Raw genomic sequence first — 19,033 nt, forward strand, 5'->3', positions numbered from 1 at the left:
AATAACCACAACTCCTTTATATTTTCTTAATCTGACTTCTGTATACAATAAACTGAATTATCATCTGAAGTGGAAGCGTAAATACGCACCACAGCGATTCACGCAACACTTCTATCATAAATATACGGACAATTCTTGACCTGCCTGCCCCCAGTCTTTTTAACAGTACTATTTTGTCAGTCCTGTTCTCAATCCGGTTCTTTGTAAGCACCGTTATAATAAGAAGATTAATTATAATTACCGCCAGCATTGTTATGCCGTATTCAAGAAATGCATTAAGCACATTCGTGCGGTACTCACTTTTAAGTTCAGAATTGGTTGTAAATATTACATCATTTGACTTGCAGTAAATCTGTACAATATTATCAGTTGCTGAATAAGAAGCAGCGATATTATATTTTATTGTAAATGTATTATCTTTAAGTTCACACTTCAATTCTTCCGGCAATTCTTCGCCGTAAATTTTTTCAAGAAGTTCATTCTGTTTTTCACATTCTGTCTCAGCGAGTTTCTTGGATGCAACTGCTGTATAATATCCAAAATCCGGAATAATGTCTTTTAATTCATTTTTTATTTCATCAGTGACATACACAACTCCTGCAGCTTCAGGTGATACGCATGTACCATATTTCATATCATATTCCAGGCCGAGATATTCCGATGAAGCCCCATATTCTGTTCTTAATAAACTCTGATAAGTTCTTCCTCTTTCTGATGCCACAAGCTGATAGGCATATATCTTATCCTCAAGATGTTTTTCAATTGCAGCATCGTAAAAGAAATTATATTCTACATCATCTTTACCTCTATCAAATATATTAAAATAAGAACTAGACGACATCTTTCTATCTGCTCCCGGAAGAAGCACATTATAATAATGAAAGTTTATTTTACTTCCTTCCTTTATAGAATCGTCATACTGCTCATATGGATTCTTATCAACAAACACAATTATCTTTTCTCCATCAGCAAATGAATCATAGTCAAATCCGCTTCCTGCATACTGTTTTAATCTGTCATATAATATTTTGTCCGCATCAAGATAATATGTTGTATAAAGATATTTATCTGCATATCCCGTCATTTTATCTTTTGAATTGGATGAAGATTTTGAAAAACGTCTTGCCCCCATTTTTTCATAATCCATACTATCCCAGGTCCAGTTACGCATAGACTCAAAACATGAATATGTTATGCTCTCTACTCCATTTAACTGTTCTACTTTATCAAGAAATGATTTATCTATTCCTTTTAACAGACTTGTATTTCCGGGTTTACAATATATATCATGTGCTGTTATATCGAGTTGTCTTACCACCTCTTCATTAGATTTTACATAAGTATGTCTGCCGTTCTTTGCTTTTTCGTTACTCTCCTGCTCTTTTGTGATATACTCATCTCTTGTAATAAGCGGTACCTGTTTCTGAAGAAGATACTTCATTGTATCCATATTGCTGTTGTCTATATAATTTTCCAAAGAATACTTTGTAGTCATTGGAAGTGTGTATTCAAGGCTCCTGTCTGACTGCTGGAAACCCGTCATATCATACATATTCTCAATAGACTTATAATCTTTAACTGCATTGCTTATATTAAGGAAGCAAAAAATTATAACCGCCGTAACACCAAGGGAGAAAATCCGGACACCAAGTCTTTGTCCCAATCCACTGCTTCTTGATATTCTTACCTGCATCTGCCATGTAAGATTATTCTTTTTAAGCTTTCCTTTATAATTATAAGAAACTTTTGATTTGCTTTTCTTCTTTGAATTCTCTGTCCAGACACCTGAACTTTTCCTAATCATGCTTACATTGACAAGCTCTGACATAACAATTGCAATTAATATAGTCAGAATACATTTTAAAATAATGGCCGCTGTAATCTTAAAAAATGAAATTCCTTTATACCACTCAAGATACCAGCACAAAGCTCTCGCTCCAAACATTGCAATAAAACTTCCAAGCACACCCGCAGCAACCAGTATTGTGACATTTTCCACAAGACGCATCATATGTACCTGTTTTTTTGACGCACCTATAAGCTGTATTCTTTTATAAAATCTGTTTCTGCCATGCTGATAACCTATAACCTGATAAGTAAGGGATGCAACTCCGATTATCATTACAAGTATGTAAATATAATTATAAATATCTTTCGGTCCCCACGCCTCAAAATCATACACACTTGTATTATAGAAAATCTTTGATGTTATGTTGCCCTGAAGTTCATTATAAATACTGTTGTAATCCTTATTTCTTACTGTATTTTTAAGACTGTACAGCCACACTTTGGATTCTTTTGAATCAAGCTGTTCACATGCTTCCTTCGTTATTACTCCGCATGGGATATATTTTCCGTATTCCCATACATCTGAATAATCTCCGAACACACCGCAAAGTGTGTACACAGCCTGTCTTTCCGGGTCCTCACGGCTTTTATTGTCATTCTGATAATATTTTATTACTATTTCCTGTCCCAACTGACCGTTATATCCGAGTTTTGCGAGTGTCGTCCAGTCACAGGCTATCTCTTTTTCATTTTCAGGCAATCTTCCTTTATCAAGTTCTATATTAGCCTGTTCCATAAACTCAGGTGTCATGTAACCTATACACCCTCTTGCCTTGTCCCAGTTTCTGTTATAAATTGTACCGTATACTCCGGCTTCTACAGGTTCATCAAGATAAATACTATTTTTCAAGGTATTGTATGGCTCTCCACTGCTTTGCATTACAAACCAGCTTCCGAACCTCATAAAATTCTCCGCCACCTGCCATTGATACATATTTTCCTGAAAAAGCAATATACATGTTATAAAAAATGATGCCAGCATTGTCGCTATACACACACCGGCTACTTCTTTTTTTCTGTGCCACATCCCTCTGTAAAAAAGTTTTGAAAGCTTCTTATTCATAAATCAGCCCCGCCTTTCGTCATTTTGTGATACACCTCAGTCAAACTCAACTTCGTAAAACGTATAATGTGTAAATGTGTTATTGTTATATGTCTTTATCTTGTAATATTTTGTCTCGGCAGTTCCGTCAGTATATGTCGTGTCTATTCTTATTACTGCTTTATTCAATTCTTTACAGAACTTGACATTCAAATCATTGTAGCTGGTCGCACTTGAATTTTCATCTCCAAAAAGTACAATTATCGGTCTGTGAGTATCACCATTTTCTATAATCTGTTTGTCTGTCCCATTTACCTTAAAAATATCATCAGCCTCTGATATTCCTATCTTATCAATAGTTTCCTGATAAGAATCTCCGAGCTGTTTAATATAACCTTTTGCGTTATATAATGAATACTCTTTTTTTACCATCTTATCGTCTCTGTCCACATACGGCAGTGCCACATACTTATACCAGCAGGTTCTCTTTTTGTAATCAAATGACCTGTCACCAATAAAAAAAGATTTATCCGTTCTCAGCGAAAATGATTCCTTCCTGATTTCCGTCTCCGATTTAACCTCTTTTTCAATCAATGGATATGTGACAATCATTTTCTTTGTCTTAAACTCATGATACCTGATGCCGTCTTCCTCAAAATCTCTCTCCTCAACATCCGACGCCAACACTATCTTTTCAAGATATTCGTCACCAAGTGTCATATCCTCCGGAACTCTTTTACGTTTTTCACATCCCATTCCTGCTAATATCATCCCGATTGCAAGAACAAGACAACTCCCCCTGATTAAAAATCTTCTTTTCATAAATACCTCTTTTCCCTTTAAACTCCCCATACAATTTAAAGATTTTAAAATTGCAGATTGAATTTTGCTCTTCTAAATCTATATACGAAGTATTTTATTTTTTAGTTGTAAAATGTTTATATTTTTTTAACATTTAAAAACCGGCCGCAAAAGCCAGATTTTACTGACTTTACGACCGGTTTCTGATATTATATATAATTTTATTTTTGAAAATTTTTAATTCTGCTTCTGGGCTTCTATCTTTTCTGCAAGGTCGTTAAGATACACCCATCTGTCCATCTTGTGTTCAAGCTGTGCTTCAACATCCGCTTTTTCCTGCATCAGTTCATTCAACCTGCTGTACTGTGTTGCAGCACCTGCAATCTCACCATCAAGTTCCTCAATTTTTGACTCAAGTGATGCAATATCATCATCTATCGTATCATATTCTTTTTGCTCGGCATATGTAAACTTCAGCTTGTTTTCTCTTTCCTTATAATACTTTTTAGGTTTTGCAGATGTCGTATCACCAGATACAGCTTCTTTTACTGACTGCGTAGCACCATCAGATGCAATACCGTTTTCTGCCTGTTTTTTCTCATAATAATCCGAAAAACCACCCTCGTACTGCTTTAATCTGCCACCGCCCTCAAATGAAAAGATACGGTCAACAGTTCTGTCAAGGAAATATCTGTCATGCGAAACCACTATAACTATTCCTGCAAATCCATCAAGATAATCTTCTAATATTTCAAGTGTCTCAATATCAAGGTCATTAGTCGGCTCATCGAGTATAAGGACATTAGGTGCACTCATAAGCACGCTTAAAAGATACAGCCTTCTCTTCTCGCCGCCAGACAGCTTGGATATTGGTGTCCACTGGCTCTTTGGTCCAAAAAGAAACTTCTCGCACATCTGCGAAGCAGTAGCTTTTCCTGTAGCTGTTGTCACATACTCTCCTATGCTTCTTACAAATTCAAGAACAGTCATCTTTTCATCAAGAGGTTCATTTTCCTGCATAAAATAGCCAATTCTTACAGTATCGCCAATCTCCACACTGCCTGAATCAGGCTTCAGATTACCTGTTATTATCTTCATAAGCGTAGACTTGCCACATCCGTTTTTTCCGATTATGCCGATTCTGTCATCACGCAGAAAAATATATGTAAAATCATCTATCACTTTCTTTTCTCCAAAGCTTTTACATATATCTGACAATTCTATAGTCTTTTTGCCAAGACGCGTGCTTACAGAATTCATTTCAAGTGCTTTATTTTCAAAGCTTGCTCTTGCCTGCCTTGACGCTTCTTTCATATCTTCATATCTGTCAATTCTTGCCTGCTGTTTTGTCGAACGTGCCTGACAGCCACGTCTTATCCATTCAAGTTCCCGGCGTAAAATATTGGCACGTTTAGCTTCCGTCGCACGCTCCATCTCCTCACGCTGGGTTTTTAACTCAAGAAACCCGGAATAATTTGTATCGTAACCATATAATTTGCCACCGTCAAGTTCAACAATCCTGTTTGTTACATTATCAAGGAAATACCTGTCATGCGTTACCATTATAAGTTCGCCCTTGAATTTCTTAATATATTCTTCAAGCCATATAACCATATCACTGTCAAGGTGGTTGGTAGGCTCATCAAGTATAAGAACCTCGGCAGGTGACACAAGTGTTCTTGCAAGTGCAATCCTTTTTCTCTGTCCACCGGAAAGAGTATTGATTGCAGCGTCAAAATCAGTTATTCCAAGCTTTGTAAGTATTGTCTTTGCCTCAGCTTCACTTGCATTATTTTTATCTTTAATAACATAACCCACAATCGTATCACCAGGATTAAACTGCGGTGCCTGTGCAAGATATGACACTGTAACTCCACGCCCGGAAACAATTTCTCCCGCGTCAGGTTCCTCAATTCCTGCAATAATTTTTAAAAATGTTGATTTTCCTGTACCATTTACACCGATAACGCCTATTTTGTCGCCTTTATTTACGCCAAGCACGACTTTATCAAACAATACCTTTTCACCATATGTTTTACTGATTTTTTCTGCATTTAAAATATTCATGATTCACTGTCTTCTCCGTGATTATAAAGTTCCTTTAATTTCTCTGCGAGTTTTGGATCACTCTTTTCAAGCTTTTCTATATGCTCTTTTCTTACCTGTATCATATGTTCATAAGCCTTAGGGTTGGCATTTTTAAAATGTGCTGCCATCTTTCTTCTGTGTTCATGAAGTGCCTTGATAGCTTCCGGATTAAGGCTCTGAAGCTTCTTCTCAACAACAGCACGTCTCTCTTCAATTCTTTCCTCAAGCTGTTTTGGATCATGATGTCCTCGCTGTGCTATTTCTGACAGATGCATCTCAAGTCTGTCAAGAAGTTCATCTTCATCAAACAAACCGATACGTCCCCATGACGCATGCTGCTCAGCATCTTTAATAATACCTTTTTCATCTATATCGCCATCAGCAACTTTTCCGGCAACTTCAAGTGCAAGTTTTTCCATCCGTTCATCAGCATCATCCCCGAAAGCCCATTCAAACTCGGCAAGTTCATCATTGCTCTCAAGCACTGTGTCCATAGGAGTCATGCCATCCCTGTCTTCAAGCGGATATGGTCTAACTACTCCGGCGTCTCTTAAAGCTAATGAAATGGTTCTTCGCACAGCACCTTTTTCAATAAGCTCACCGGCTCCAAGCTTTCTTAGCAGATCATTTACTGCACCGACATGCTCGGTTATGTAAAATTTTATCCCTTTGTTTTCAAGCTTTCCTGCAAGAAGCACAAGTCTGTCTGCCGCGGTTATATCAATGCTTCCAATACCGCTGGCATCAACTATAACCTGCTTTGTGTCAGGCATTACCGCCTTTTCTATATCATTTACAAAAACATTGATATTTGCAAAAAACAAAGTACCGCTGAACCTGTAAATAACAGTATTTTTTACAGCATGTGCATTACGGTTTCTCTCCATATCATAAAAACCGTTCTGTCCCGGAATAATACCCAGAAGTCCTCTCGGAGGAACCGACGCCTTTATAATAACTGAAACAAATGAAAGCACAATACCAATTATAACGCCGTAAATAGTTCCAAATATAAGAACACCAAGAAATGCTCCCGTAAATATTGCAAACTCTACTTTATCAGTCTTCCAGAGCTTCTTTGCCATTCCAAATTCAAGAATTCCCATAAGTGCCGCAATAACTATACCTGTAAGAACCGGAACCGGAAGATATGCAATAAACCCTGTTCCAAACATAAGAACAAGAAGCATTGTCACAGCAGCTACAAGAGACATCATCTGTGATTTAACGCCAAACTGCTCTGCAATACCCGTTCTTGATACACTACCGTTAAGCGGACAGCATCCGTTAAATGCGGCACAGAAATTAGAGACAGAATATGCAAGAATTTCTCTGTTATTTTGTATTTTGTAATCATTTTTTATTGCATAATTGCACGCAGTTAAAAGTGTAGATGACACAATTACAAGTGCAACCGTAAGACCAAGTGTTATAATCTGTGCCGGATGTTCTGACAATACCGAAAAATCAAGCATTTTAAACTTTGGAAGCCCCGGCTCAACCTTAGGAAGCAGTTTGACACCATATCTGTCAACATGAAATACTGCAGTGGACAATGCACCGACAAGCATCATAATTACTGACATTGGAAACTTTTTTGATATTTTTTTGCTTATAAGCACAACAGCAATTGTACCCACACCCATAATGAGTGAAAGCAGATTAAAACTTCCAAGCTGTGAGATTATGTGGCTTACAAGTTCAAATACTTCACCTGTTCCGGCTGTTCCACCAAAAAGCTTTGCAACCTGCATAAGTATGATTGTACATCCGATTCCCGATATAAATCCGCCAAGCACAGGCTTTGATATATAATTAACAAGCTTTCCCGCCCTTACTAAGAAGAAAAGCAGAAGCCAGCACGCAGTAACGAATGTTATGACCGTCACAACCCGCATCGCTTCTTCACTTCCTGATGCAATTCCAAGCGTTGCAATTGTTCCGCCGACAAGTGCCGCAGGAGCCGCATCAACACCAAATACAAACTGTGGTGATGAAGAGATAAGTCCAAACACTATTACAGGAAAAAGCGAACCATAAAGACCATATACTACAGGAAGCCCTGCTACCTGGGAATATCCCATGGAAATAGGGATTGATATAAGTGCAACTATAATACCTGATATTATGTCTTTCATCAGATATTCACGTTTATAATTCTTAAAATTCAAAATGTCCCTCCTACTATTTTTTGCAAGAGAAATGCAGTTATCTATGCAGAATCCCTGTATCTTCTCTTTGTTTATGCGAAGTAATTTTTCTTTGTGTATTTTATTTTATATCATAATGGCTTACATGTCTGCAAATTTTTTATAAAAAATATCGTTCTGATTGTGCAAATGATTATTTTAATGTATACTGATAGCGGTATACTTTGTATTATTTATAAAATGAAAGGTAATAAATTTTATGTTTATCGCACAAAACTGGAAAGATTATGAAGTTATAGATACATCTGACAAAGAAAAACTTGAACGCTGGGGAGATTACATACTTGTAAGACCGGACCCACAGGTTATCTGGAATACTCCAAAGACTAACAAAGGCTGGAAGCATATGAATGCCCACTACCACAGAAGTGCCAAAGGCGGCGGCGACTGGGAGTTCTTTGATTTGCCAAAACAGTGGCAGATTTCATATAACAGTCCTTCATTTGACACGCCTCTAATATTTAACCTGAAGCCGTTCAGCTTCAAACACACAGGCCTTTTCCCTGAACAGGCTGCTAACTGGGACTGGTTTGGCAAACTTATATCAGATGCAAAAGCTGCAGACCCTGAAAGAACAATCAAGGTTTTAAATCTTTTTGCTTATACAGGCGGTGCAACACTTTCATGTGCTGCTGCCGGTGCAGCCGTAACACATGTAGACGCTTCAAAAGGCATGGTGACATGGGCTAAGGAAAATGCCGCTTCAAGCGGACTTTCGGATAAGCCGATACGCTGGATTGTAGATGACTGTGTCAAGTTTGTAGAACGTGAAATCCGACGTGGCAATCACTACGATGCAATTATTATGGATCCCCCATCTTACGGCCGCGGTCCTAAGGGTGAAATCTGGAAAATAGAAGATGCAATCCATCCGCTTGTATCCAAGTGTGCCGGACTTCTTACAGACAAGCCTTTATTTTTCCTTATCAACTCATACACGACAGGACTTCAGCCTGCAGTTTTAAGTTATCTTTTAAATACCGAATTAAAGAAATTTAACGGTCATGTTGACTCCCAGGAGGTCGGACTGCCTGTAACATCTAACGGACTTGTGCTTCCATGCGGAGCATCCGGACGTTTCTATCTGTAAATTAAATAAAAAGCAAGCCATGCACATGATGTAACTTTGGAATGTAATCCATGAATTACAACACTGCATGGCTTTTTTATACTCTTTATTGAATCTTCATATTAGGATAAATTCTTTCTATCAGCTTATCCTTATAAATGCTGTCACACATATGCTCAACAGGATTTGACGCTTCAACTCCGGCTTTTCTTGAGACATATCTGCTTATCGCTGCACCTGAAACAGCCATGTCAAGCACCATAAATATAACTATAATCCATGTCATTATCTTTCCCGCAACAGGTGGTATCTTTTCAAGTAAAAAGCTTGCCGCCGGATATAGAAGTTTTACCCATGCTATTGCCGCTATTCCCCAGTATACGCAAAAAAGAAGATTCACTCTTCCGTTAATATTATATGGAAGATGGCTGTAATCCCAGAATACTGTTCCGAATACAACTTCCGTAAAAACAGAACAGCTATATTCATAAACTCCGCCGAGGAAAAAGCCTCCTGCAAATATAAAAAGCGGATTCTTATCCTTTAAAGGATAAAGCATGGCAGTTGCCAATGCACCTCCAAGACCCCATACAATACTGAATGTTCCGTATATAAGACTGCTTCTGCTCATAAATACACCGGAAGTAGCCCACACAAACACAGTCTCAACCCAGTCTCCGATTAATGCACTAACAAAAAATATCCACACAAGCTTATCTATGCAAAGCCCCTTTGCAAATATTCTGTCCTTAGTCCTTCCAAAACCTACTTCGTCATTAATTTCCTGACCTACAAGCTCAGGAAATGCTTTATACATACGCCTTGAAATAATTTCATATGTTTTTCTTCCGAGCGTGCTCTTTGTCTTTTTGAGCGTGTCAGCCACATTACCATATATTCCGCCTGCATAATGCCATTTTAACATAGTTGCTGCTGTCACAAACAAATCAATTAAAAACACAACTATCGCAATAATCTCAAGAACTTTTACAACATTTACAGGAATAAGCGAATAGACAATGCACACCAGCGGATTGATAAGCCATACAGTAACTGCTGCTGTAAATCCCCAACCAAGCACGCTGAATGCACATGTATATCCACCGACATTAAGCTTCATATCAGAATAATCCCAGAAACGTCTTCCTGTAATTCTCTTCAAAATTGCACCTGACGCATATTCCGTCATAAATACAATAACCATACATGTAATAAACTGATAAAGTGGATAATCCCACAAATCATTAATATCAAGAAGAACTATAATCATAATAATTCCATACTGGATACTGAGTGGTCCATTAAGAAATCCTCTGTTTAAAATCTTTCCATATCTGATAGCAGCCACTGTCATATCAAAAATCCATCCGAGGAAAGAGTATACAAAAAATAAAAATATCAACTGAATAAACGTATATTGCATATTATATCTCCATTTTAAATTATAAATTAAAATTATAACGCCGGGCCAGTGCCGTGTCTGCATACACAGACATGTTAATATTATATAATAAAAATATTTTTACCACAACTAAAAATTATATTAATATTAATAAGTAGCTTTTCATTTACATCCAATATTCCGGTGTAAACTTTATGTAAAGATATTTTTTAACATGTGTCTTGTCACATGTAAAGTCTTATGCTATAATCTCACGTAATATTTTAGCAAATACCAAAGGAGGCCGCCTCATTACCGGGGCTTTATTTAATTATGGATATTATTGAAGAAATCAACCGCCTTAAAAAAGAAAAAAATGCAGTCATTCTGTCTCACTACTACGTCGATGATGATGTCAAAGAAGTAGCCGATTATACAGGTGATTCATATTATTTAAGCAAAGTTGCAAAGGAGACTGATGCCGATATTATCGTTTTAAGCGGTGTGTCGTTCATGGGCGAAAGTGCAAAGCTTTTAAACCCTGAAAAAACAGTACTTATGCCCGACAGTCATGCTGACTGTCCGATGGCACATATGGCAACTGTTGAATACATAGAAAAAGTAAAAGAAAAATATGATGACATTGCCATTGTCTGTTATATAAACTCAACTGCACTTTTAAAAAGCCACTCTGATGTGTGTGTAACTTCCGCAAATGCTGTAAAAGTTGTCAAAGCTCTCCCTAATAAAAACATTCTTTTTATACCTGACGAAAATCTCGGACGATATGTTGCAAGCCAGATTCCTGAAAAAAACTTCATTTTCAATCCGGGATTCTGTCCTATCCACAAAGGCATAAGTGCCGCAGAACTTGCCGAATGTAAAAAGAAGTTTCCTGATGCCGAAGTTCTTACCCACCCTGAATGTACACAGGACGTACTTGCACTCTCCGACTTCATCGGCAGTACATCAGGAATTATAAAGTATGCCGGAGAAAGCAAAGCCGCTTCATTTATCATATGCACAGAATGTGGCGTATTATACGAATTAAGAGAAAGATATCCTGACAAAACATTCTATACTGTCGGACTTCCTACATGTGTAAATATGAAAAAAGTCACTCTTGAAAAAATACTTGATGTCTTAAAAACCGGTAAAAATGAAATTTTCTTAGACAACGATTTAAAAGATAAAGCTCTTGCATCACTTGATAAAATGCTCGAACTTGCAAAATAAGCAGACATTAACACAATCGTTTGCAGAATGGAGATTATTATGCAGAATAATTCAAACCTGAAAAAAATCAATGCAGATATAGTTATAGCAGGCACAGGCGTTGCCGGAATGTATGCAGCACTCAGCCTTCCTGAGGATAAAAACATAATCATGATAACAAAATCAACTGCCGAAGAAAGCGATTCATTTCTTGCACAGGGCGGTATATGCATGTTAAAAAACGATAATGACTACGACAGCTACTATGAAGACACTATGCGTGCAGGCCATTATGAAAACAATCCTGAGGCTGTAGATATAATGATTCGTTCATCACAGGACACAATCCGTGAACTTATAGGTTACGGGGTTGACTTCAAACATAACGAAAACGGCAGTCTTGCATTTACAAGAGAAGGTGCACATTCAACATCTAGAATTCTTTTTCACGAAGATATAACAGGAAAAGAAATCTCATCAAAACTGCTTGCACAGGTACGAAACCGTTCCAACATAACAATAATGGAAAACACTACAATGCTTGATATCATCGAAAAAGATAACACATGCTACGGCATCATTGCAGCCGGTGAAAATGATACTCTCTATGCAATAACGGCACCGTACACATTATGGGCATGTGGCGGCATCGGCGGTCTGTATACACACTCAACCAATTACAGACAGCTCACAGGCGATGCACTTGCAATAGCCTTAAATCACAATATTGAACTTGAGCATCCTGATTACATACAGATTCATCCCACAACACTCTACTCTTCAAAACCCGGAAGACGTTTCTTAATCTCAGAATCCGTCCGCGGTGAAGGTGCCGTTCTTCTTAATGAAAAAGGTGAGCGTTTCACAGATGAATTACAGCCAAGAGATGTTGTTGCAGCAGCAATATTTAATGAAATGGAAAAGGAAAACAGCAATCACGTATGGCTGTCGCTTGCACCTATTGACGAAGCAGTGATACAAAATCATTTTCCTAATATATATGAGCACTGTCTTGAGGAAGGCTATGATGTCACAAAAGAACCTATTCCGGTTGTTCCTGCACAGCACTATTTTATGGGCGGCGTAAAAGTTAATATGAAGAGTAAAACAACAATGAATAACCTGTATGCAGCCGGTGAAACAAGCTGCAACGGCGTACATGGTGCCAACCGCCTTGCCAGCAACTCACTTCTTGAAAGTCTTGTATTTGCGAAACGTGCTGTCAATGACATGGATTTTGACAATACATTGCAGTGCCCGGATTTTATAATTGATAATATCAACACATCACTTTATACTAATAAAGAAGAAATCGCTGCAAACTACCGCGAATCTGTTTTAAATGAAATAGAACGTGCTAAAAATGAAACAAATGCCAAAAAATCAGCTTAAATATTATTTTTATAACAATAAATACCAATATTGCACGAAAGGATTTTTACCATGAATTCAATAACAATGAAATTAAATGCCGACCATCTGATACAGCAGGCTCTTGCCGAAGATATAACAAGTGAAGATATAACAACTAATGCCGTAATGCCTGATGCATGTCCGGGAGAAGTTGAACTTATATGCAAACAGGACGGAATAATATGCGGACTTGATGTATTTATGCGTGTGTTCAGCCTCCTTGATGAAAATACTGAATTTGATATGAAAGTAAAAGACGGCGACAAAGTTACAAAAGGCCAGCTTATGGGAATCATAAAAGGCGACATAAGAGTCCTTTTGTCAGGCGAGAGAACTGCACTTAACTACCTTCAGCGAATGAGCGGAATTGCAACATACACAAGAAGTATCGCCGACCTGCTTTCCGGCTCCAAAACCCGTCTTCTCGATACAAGAAAGACAACTCCAAACAACAGAATCTTTGAAAAGTATGCCGTTACAGTCGGCGGCGGATACAATCACCGCTACAATCTTTCCGACGGTGTTCTCCTTAAAGACAACCACATCGGTGCAGCCGGAAGTGTCAGAAAAGCCGTTGAAATGGCAAGAGACTATGCCCCATTTGTAAGAAAAATCGAAGTTGAAACTGAAAATCTTGACATGGTACGCGAAGCTGTCGAAGCTGGTGCAGACATCATCATGCTTGACAACATGACACCTGAACAGATGAAAGAAGCTGTAAAAATAATAGACGGCAGAGCAAAAACAGAATGTTCAGGAAATGTAACAAAAGAAAATATTGACAGATTAATTAATATCGGCGTAGACTATATTTCAAGCGGTGCACTTACACATTCAGCACCTATTATGGATATTTCCCTCAAAAATCTTCACAGAATATAATTTTATTTTACATGAAATATTTATATAACGAAGAAATGTAGAAAGGCATGGTTAAAAATAAAATGAATGGAGAAGAACGTCGCAATAAAATAATAGACTATATTGAACACAGTCCTGTTCCTGTATCAGGCACTGCTCTTGCTAATCATTTCAGCGTGAGCAGACAGGCAGTTGTACAGGATATTGCTCTTCTTCGTGCTTCAGGAAATGATATCCTTTCAACAAACCGCGGATATGTTATCGCTCCAAAGCCAAAGGTTTTTACTCGCACATTTAAAGTTTCACACAGCGATGACCAGACTGCTGATGAGCTTTCTTTAATCGTTGATTTAGGCGGCAAAGTTCTCAATGTATTTGTTGACCACAATGTATACGGCCGTTTTGAAGCAAAGCTCGATATTACCTCAAGACGTGATGTCGCCCGATTCATTAATGATGTGGAAAGCGGCAATTCATCACTTCTTAAAAATGTGACATGTAATGAACATTTCCACACTATCGAAGCTCCAAGTGAAGAGATTCTTGATGAAATTGAACAATCATTAAAGCAGAATGGATATATAAAATAAACAAAAACCGCAATTCCGGTATTTACTCCGGAGCTGCGGTTTTTATCATAAAATGATGTTCTATTTATTATTTTACCGGGATTTTTTTATCCATCTTCAAAATATGGTTTTTAAGCCATCCAAGAAGGAAATCTATAAGTTCACAGAGATACTCATGCTGGCTGTCATCAACCTCTTCCATATTAATTTCTGCAAGTCTTTCAACAAATGACTCATGTGCAAGTTTCTGTGCTGCAAGTCCCTCATAACCGATTTTTTCCATATAATTCTCTTCATCCTTAAAATGAAGTTCTGTATAATCTTTAAGTTCTGCAATAATAGAAACTATTGAATCATATTTATCTGCAAGAAACGGATTATTAATTACATCATATGTACGCTCAATAATCTCAAAAAGCTTTTTATGTTCATCATCTACAAAATCAATATCTGTTTTGTATTCATCTGTAAATTCAAACATGCTCTTTTTCTGATTGTCTCCCGCACCTGCCGGCTTTTCAGATATCATTTTGCCAATCATTATATCGCTGCCAAGAATATGATGATAAAGCCATTTTGCAAGGAATTTCACAAGTTCTGTAAGCTCTTTTACAGCCTCCTCATCGGTCATTGAATCAAAATCAACACCGGCAACTTTTGCCGCAAATGAAGCATGTTCTTTTTTCTGACGTGCAAGCTCCGGGTCACCTATCTTTTCCATATAAGCTTCCTCATGTGCAAAATGCTCTGCCGCATAATCTTTCAAATGATTAACAACATTTTTTACGGCAGGAACGCTTACCTGTCCATCGTTAAGCATTTTTGCTGCATCGTTTATCATCTTAAAAAGCTGCTCATGTTCTTTATCTATTGCTTCTATTCCAATAAGACAATCCTTAGTAAATGTATACATACTTATTATCTCCTATTCTGTTGTTTTTTATAATTTTATCCATTATAATCCATAAAGAAACATGCCGCAATAACAATTTTGTACCAGAAAGGCCGGTAAAATATTATGTATGAAAATATGATTGCAATAACTAACAGACATCTTTGTGATGAATTTTCTTATTTTGAACAATTACAATTTATCGCATCGCTTCACCCAAAAGCAATAGTTCTCCGTGAAAAGGACTTATCACCGGAAGAATATGAGGAACTTGCCGGGAAAGCTATTGAAATATGCAATAATGAAAATGTAATGCTTATTCTCCACAATTTTTATGATGTTGCAATAAAATGCAATCACCCATTTATTCATCTCCCACTGCATATATTGTCAGAACTTGACAAACAGAAAGGCTCATTTTTTAAGATAAAAGGTACTTCCGTTCACTCTGTTGAAGACATGCTTCTTGCCAAAAAACTTGGTGCAGATTATGCATTTGCCGGTAATATTTACGAGACCGACTGCAAAAAGGGTCTTGCAGGAAGAGGACTTGATTTTCTAAAAAGTGTTGTTGAAATTGCAGATTTTCCTGTCTATGCGATAGGAGGAATAACGGCAGCACGTATGCCTGAAATTCTTCAGGCAGGTGCTGCCGGTGGATGTATGATGTCTGGTTTTATGAAAATGACACCGTAATAATGTTATTTATTGTACTTTTTTATCTTCGCCATCTGCGAAAACTTTTCTGAATCCATAAGGGAAAGTGAATCAATAAGACCGATATGATATGTGCCAAGTCCTCTGGAATCATCAGCCAATTCGCCACTTATACCAAGCACTGCCGCTGCAAGCACACAAGCCGTAAGTGCATCTGTAACAGACATAAATACTGCTGTTATACAATTAAGCATACATCCTGTACCAGTTACATCTGCCATCCTGGATGAACCATTTGAAATATGATAAACTTCTTTTCCATCGCTTATAATATCTGTCTCACCGCTTGCCATAACAACACAGCCATTAGCAGCTGCATAATTCTTAACAATATAAGACATCTCTTCTATTGACTTTGGATTGGCTGAATCAACCTTATCCTTATCTGACACATCTATTCCAGATGATGCATCAAATCCCATTCCACATACCGCCTTTATCTCTGATACATTTCCCTTGATAACTGCCGGTCTGCACTGTGTAATATATTTCTTTGCAAGGTCTGCACGCATTTTACTGCATGTAACACCAACCAGGTCAATTACTGATGGAATACCGGCTTTGCATGCTGTTTTACCGGAAATCATAATTGACTCCGCTCTTGCATCAGTAATATTAGCAAGACTTACTGCAATTGATTTTGACATTAATGTTATATTTTCCACTTCCAGCGGATGTTCTGCCATAATAGGCTTTGCTCCAAGTGCAAGCACTGCATTGGCACAGTCATTAATTGCAATCGGGCTTGTAATACAATGAATAAGCGGACTTTGGCTGTCAATTTTTCCTTTTACATCATTCCATTTATTATACATAAGATTCTTTTGATTCCTTCTTTGGTTTCTTCACGAACCAGAATACCACAGCTGCTATAATAAATACAGCAAAAACTATGTATTTTATAATTGAAACAAAACCTGTCGGATTTGCTACAAAATTATTTACAATTACAACTGTTGCAAGATATCCGATAAATCCAAGACATGCTATGCCAATTGCATCATTTGTGACAACATCTGAACCTTCATATACATTTGAACCAAGTGCTGTCTGGAATTTTGATAAAAGCTTTGCTTTCTGAAGCTGCTTTAAGAAAATAAATGCAATACTTCCTCCGATAAGTGTTCCTGCGATAAATGAAGGAACATAGAAAAACCATGTAAGACCTGTTTTTCCCCAGAATAATGTCATTACAGGATAAGAAACTATTGCACCGATGATACCTGTTCCTATTACTTCTCCTAAAAATGCACATATAAGTTTACCCTTTGAAAGACGGTAAAGCATACCTGAAAAAAATGCACCGAATATCGCTCCTGTAAGTGCAAGTGGCGGAATTCCCATAAATGCCATACGGATAATTCCGATTGCAAGTGCACAGATAAATGCATACCATGGTCCGAGCATAACAGCACATGTTACATTAATAAAATGTGCCATAGGACACATTCCCTCTACTCGAAGAATCGGTGAAATTACTACGCCGATTGCCACCATCATAGCAAGGAAAATAAGCTTTGTTAATTTTTGACTTTTGTTCATGTTTCTCCTCTTTTCCGCTGTATAGACGTATACCGGCTATGAGAAATACGCTCTGCAAATTGAAAAAGGATACGCCTTGCGACGTATCCTTAATATCTTCTATAATTTGTTCAGCTTATATGCAAACCATATCTTTTTGTAATATGTCTGCTGATTATAATTCACTCATAATATAGAACTTCCAGATATAACGACTACGCCAAAAACAGCTATTAAAATTATTGGCGGTCGATGCTCACATGCATCCTCTCAATCCGAAACACGGACTCCCATCGCTATACTTTCCATACACAGTACCAGGGCGCTCCCCCTCGTACCATACCTGTATTTTCAAATACACATACAAAAAGTTCTTTTATTATTATACGAATTCATTCTGTTTTGTCAAGCCTGATTACTCAGCTGTGCTGAATAATGCTGTTGAAAGATATCTGTCACCTGAATCCGGAAGAAGTGCAACAATAGTCTTTCCTTTATTTTCAGGTCTCTTGGCAAGAATGTCTGCTGCCTTTAATGCGGCACCTGATGAAATACCTACAAGTATTCCTTCGCTTCTTGCAAATGTTCTTCCTTCTTCAAATGCATCATCATTTTCAATTGTAATAACTTCATCATATACCTTTGTATTCAATACCTTTGGAACAAATCCGGCACCTATTCCCTGAATCTTGTGTGCTCCAGGTGTTCCCTTTGAAAGAACCGGGCTTGTTGCAGGTTCTACAGCAACAATCTTAATATCAGGATTCTTTGACTTCAAGTATTCGCCGACGCCTGTAACTGTTCCGCCTGTACCAACACCGGCAACAAATATATCAACTTTTCCATCTGTCTGTTCCCATATTTCAGGACCTGTTGTTGCCTTGTGTACTGCTGGGTTAGCAGGGTTATCAAACTGTCCCAGAATAACTGCTCCCGGAATTGACTCTTTGAGCTCTTCTGCCTTTGCAATAGCACCTTTCATTCCCTTAGAACCTTCTGTAAGTACAAGTTCTGCACCATATGCTGCCAGAAGATTTCTTCTCTCAACACTCATTGTATCAGGAAGTGTAAGAATTGCTCTGTAACCTTTTGCCACAGCTACTGCTGCAAGACCGATACCTGTATTTCCTGAAGTTGGCTCAATAATTGTAGCCCCCGGCTTTAATTCACCCTTCTTTTCTGCATCTTCAATCATTGCAAGTGCTACTCTGTCCTTAACTGAACCCGCCGGGTTAAGATATTCAAGCTTAACTAATATATCCGCATCAGTTGCACCTGCCTTGGCTGCATATCTAGATGCTCTTAAAAGAGGTGTTTTACCGATTAATTCCAAACTGCTCTCAACTATTTTACTCATATCAAATTCTCCTTGTTTTTATTCCTACTGTTTTAGTATGATTGCTATG

At 37.7% G+C, this 19,033-nt stretch carries 15 protein-coding genes; 6 read left to right on the forward strand and 9 right to left on the reverse strand.

Features of this window, described 5'->3' with window-relative positions; translation table 11 throughout:
* Positions 1-16 precede the first annotated feature (16 nt).
* The 4 genes from H8S01_RS01250 to H8S01_RS01265 form a co-directional block, all read right to left on the reverse strand.
* Positions 17-2,911, reverse strand: a complete 2,895-nt coding sequence (locus H8S01_RS01250; RefSeq protein ID WP_186835880.1) for an ABC transporter permease — start codon at positions 2,909-2,911, stop codon at positions 17-19.
* 36 nt (positions 2,912-2,947) lie between these two features.
* Entirely contained in the window at positions 2,948-3,712 is a 765-nt protein-coding gene (locus H8S01_RS01255; protein ID WP_186835881.1) for a hypothetical protein, read from the reverse strand.
* A 216-nt stretch (positions 3,713-3,928) separates the two neighbouring features.
* Positions 3,929-5,758: an ABC-F family ATP-binding cassette domain-containing protein gene (locus tag H8S01_RS01260; protein WP_186835882.1), complete on the reverse strand. Its 1,830-nt coding sequence runs from the start codon at positions 5,756-5,758 to the stop codon at positions 3,929-3,931.
* Complete coding sequence (locus H8S01_RS01265; RefSeq protein WP_243204165.1) at positions 5,755-7,950, reverse strand: SulP family inorganic anion transporter; 2,196 nt, start codon at positions 7,948-7,950, stop codon at positions 5,755-5,757. Before H8S01_RS01265 ends, H8S01_RS01260 begins: the two co-directional genes overlap by 4 nt.
* Positions 7,951-8,188: 238 nt before the next feature.
* On the opposite strand from H8S01_RS01265, the gene H8S01_RS01270 reads away from it, so the two are divergent.
* Entirely contained in the window at positions 8,189-9,079 is an 891-nt protein-coding gene (locus tag H8S01_RS01270; RefSeq protein WP_021865765.1) for a class I SAM-dependent methyltransferase, read from the forward strand.
* A gap of 85 nt (positions 9,080-9,164) precedes the next feature.
* Here the strand turns inward: H8S01_RS01270 and H8S01_RS01275 are convergent, their stop codons facing one another.
* Positions 9,165-10,481: a putative ABC transporter permease gene (locus H8S01_RS01275; protein WP_186835883.1), complete on the reverse strand. Its 1,317-nt coding sequence runs from the start codon at positions 10,479-10,481 to the stop codon at positions 9,165-9,167.
* A 291-nt stretch (positions 10,482-10,772) separates the two neighbouring features.
* Between H8S01_RS01275 and nadA the strand changes: the two genes are divergently transcribed.
* The 4 genes from nadA to H8S01_RS01295 are packed head-to-tail and all read left to right on the forward strand — an operon-like array spanning position 10,773 to position 14,518.
* Positions 10,773-11,675, forward strand: a complete 903-nt coding sequence (gene nadA / locus H8S01_RS01280) for a quinolinate synthase NadA (RefSeq protein WP_186835884.1) — start codon at positions 10,773-10,775, stop codon at positions 11,673-11,675.
* Between the two features lie 39 nt (positions 11,676-11,714).
* Positions 11,715-13,046 (forward strand): L-aspartate oxidase, encoded by a 1,332-nt coding sequence (locus H8S01_RS01285; protein WP_186835885.1) that lies wholly within the window; start codon positions 11,715-11,717, stop codon positions 13,044-13,046.
* A 51-nt stretch (positions 13,047-13,097) separates the two neighbouring features.
* Positions 13,098-13,949, forward strand: a complete 852-nt coding sequence (nadC, locus tag H8S01_RS01290; RefSeq protein ID WP_186835886.1) for a carboxylating nicotinate-nucleotide diphosphorylase — start codon at positions 13,098-13,100, stop codon at positions 13,947-13,949.
* 47 nt (positions 13,950-13,996) lie between these two features.
* Positions 13,997-14,518, forward strand: a complete 522-nt coding sequence (locus H8S01_RS01295) for a transcription repressor NadR (RefSeq protein WP_243204166.1) — start codon at positions 13,997-13,999, stop codon at positions 14,516-14,518.
* A gap of 67 nt (positions 14,519-14,585) precedes the next feature.
* Here the strand turns inward: H8S01_RS01295 and H8S01_RS01300 are convergent, their stop codons facing one another.
* Positions 14,586-15,410, reverse strand: a complete 825-nt coding sequence (locus H8S01_RS01300) for a bacteriohemerythrin (protein ID WP_186835887.1) — start codon at positions 15,408-15,410, stop codon at positions 14,586-14,588.
* A 105-nt stretch (positions 15,411-15,515) separates the two neighbouring features.
* Here H8S01_RS01300 and H8S01_RS01305 point away from each other — a divergent pair, with 105 nt between their 5' ends.
* Positions 15,516-16,085 carry a thiamine phosphate synthase gene (locus tag H8S01_RS01305; RefSeq protein WP_186835888.1) on the forward strand — a complete coding sequence of 190 codons (570 nt, stop codon included), beginning with the start codon at positions 15,516-15,518 and terminating at the stop codon, positions 16,083-16,085.
* Between the two features lie 5 nt (positions 16,086-16,090).
* Here H8S01_RS01305 and H8S01_RS01310 read toward each other — a convergent pair whose 3' ends face one another.
* The 3 genes from H8S01_RS01310 to cysK all read right to left on the reverse strand — a co-directional run bounded on the left by H8S01_RS01310 (position 16,091) and on the right by cysK (position 18,984).
* Positions 16,091-16,921, reverse strand: a complete 831-nt coding sequence (locus tag H8S01_RS01310; RefSeq protein ID WP_186835889.1) for a hydroxyethylthiazole kinase — start codon at positions 16,919-16,921, stop codon at positions 16,091-16,093.
* Complete coding sequence (gene thiW, locus H8S01_RS01315; RefSeq protein WP_186835890.1) at positions 16,914-17,648, reverse strand: energy coupling factor transporter S component ThiW; 735 nt, start codon at positions 17,646-17,648, stop codon at positions 16,914-16,916. Before thiW ends, H8S01_RS01310 begins: the two co-directional genes overlap by 8 nt.
* Positions 17,649-18,042: 394 nt before the next feature.
* The gene (gene cysK / locus H8S01_RS01320) at positions 18,043-18,984 is read right to left on the reverse strand and encodes a cysteine synthase A (RefSeq protein WP_021865775.1); all 942 of its coding nucleotides are present in this window, start codon (positions 18,982-18,984) and stop codon (positions 18,043-18,045) included.
* Positions 18,985-19,033: the final 49 nt, after the last annotated feature.

This window comes from Lachnospira hominis (ex Liu et al. 2021) (genome assembly GCF_014287955.1).
GTDB lineage: Bacteria > Bacillota > Clostridia > Lachnospirales > Lachnospiraceae > Lachnospira > Lachnospira hominis.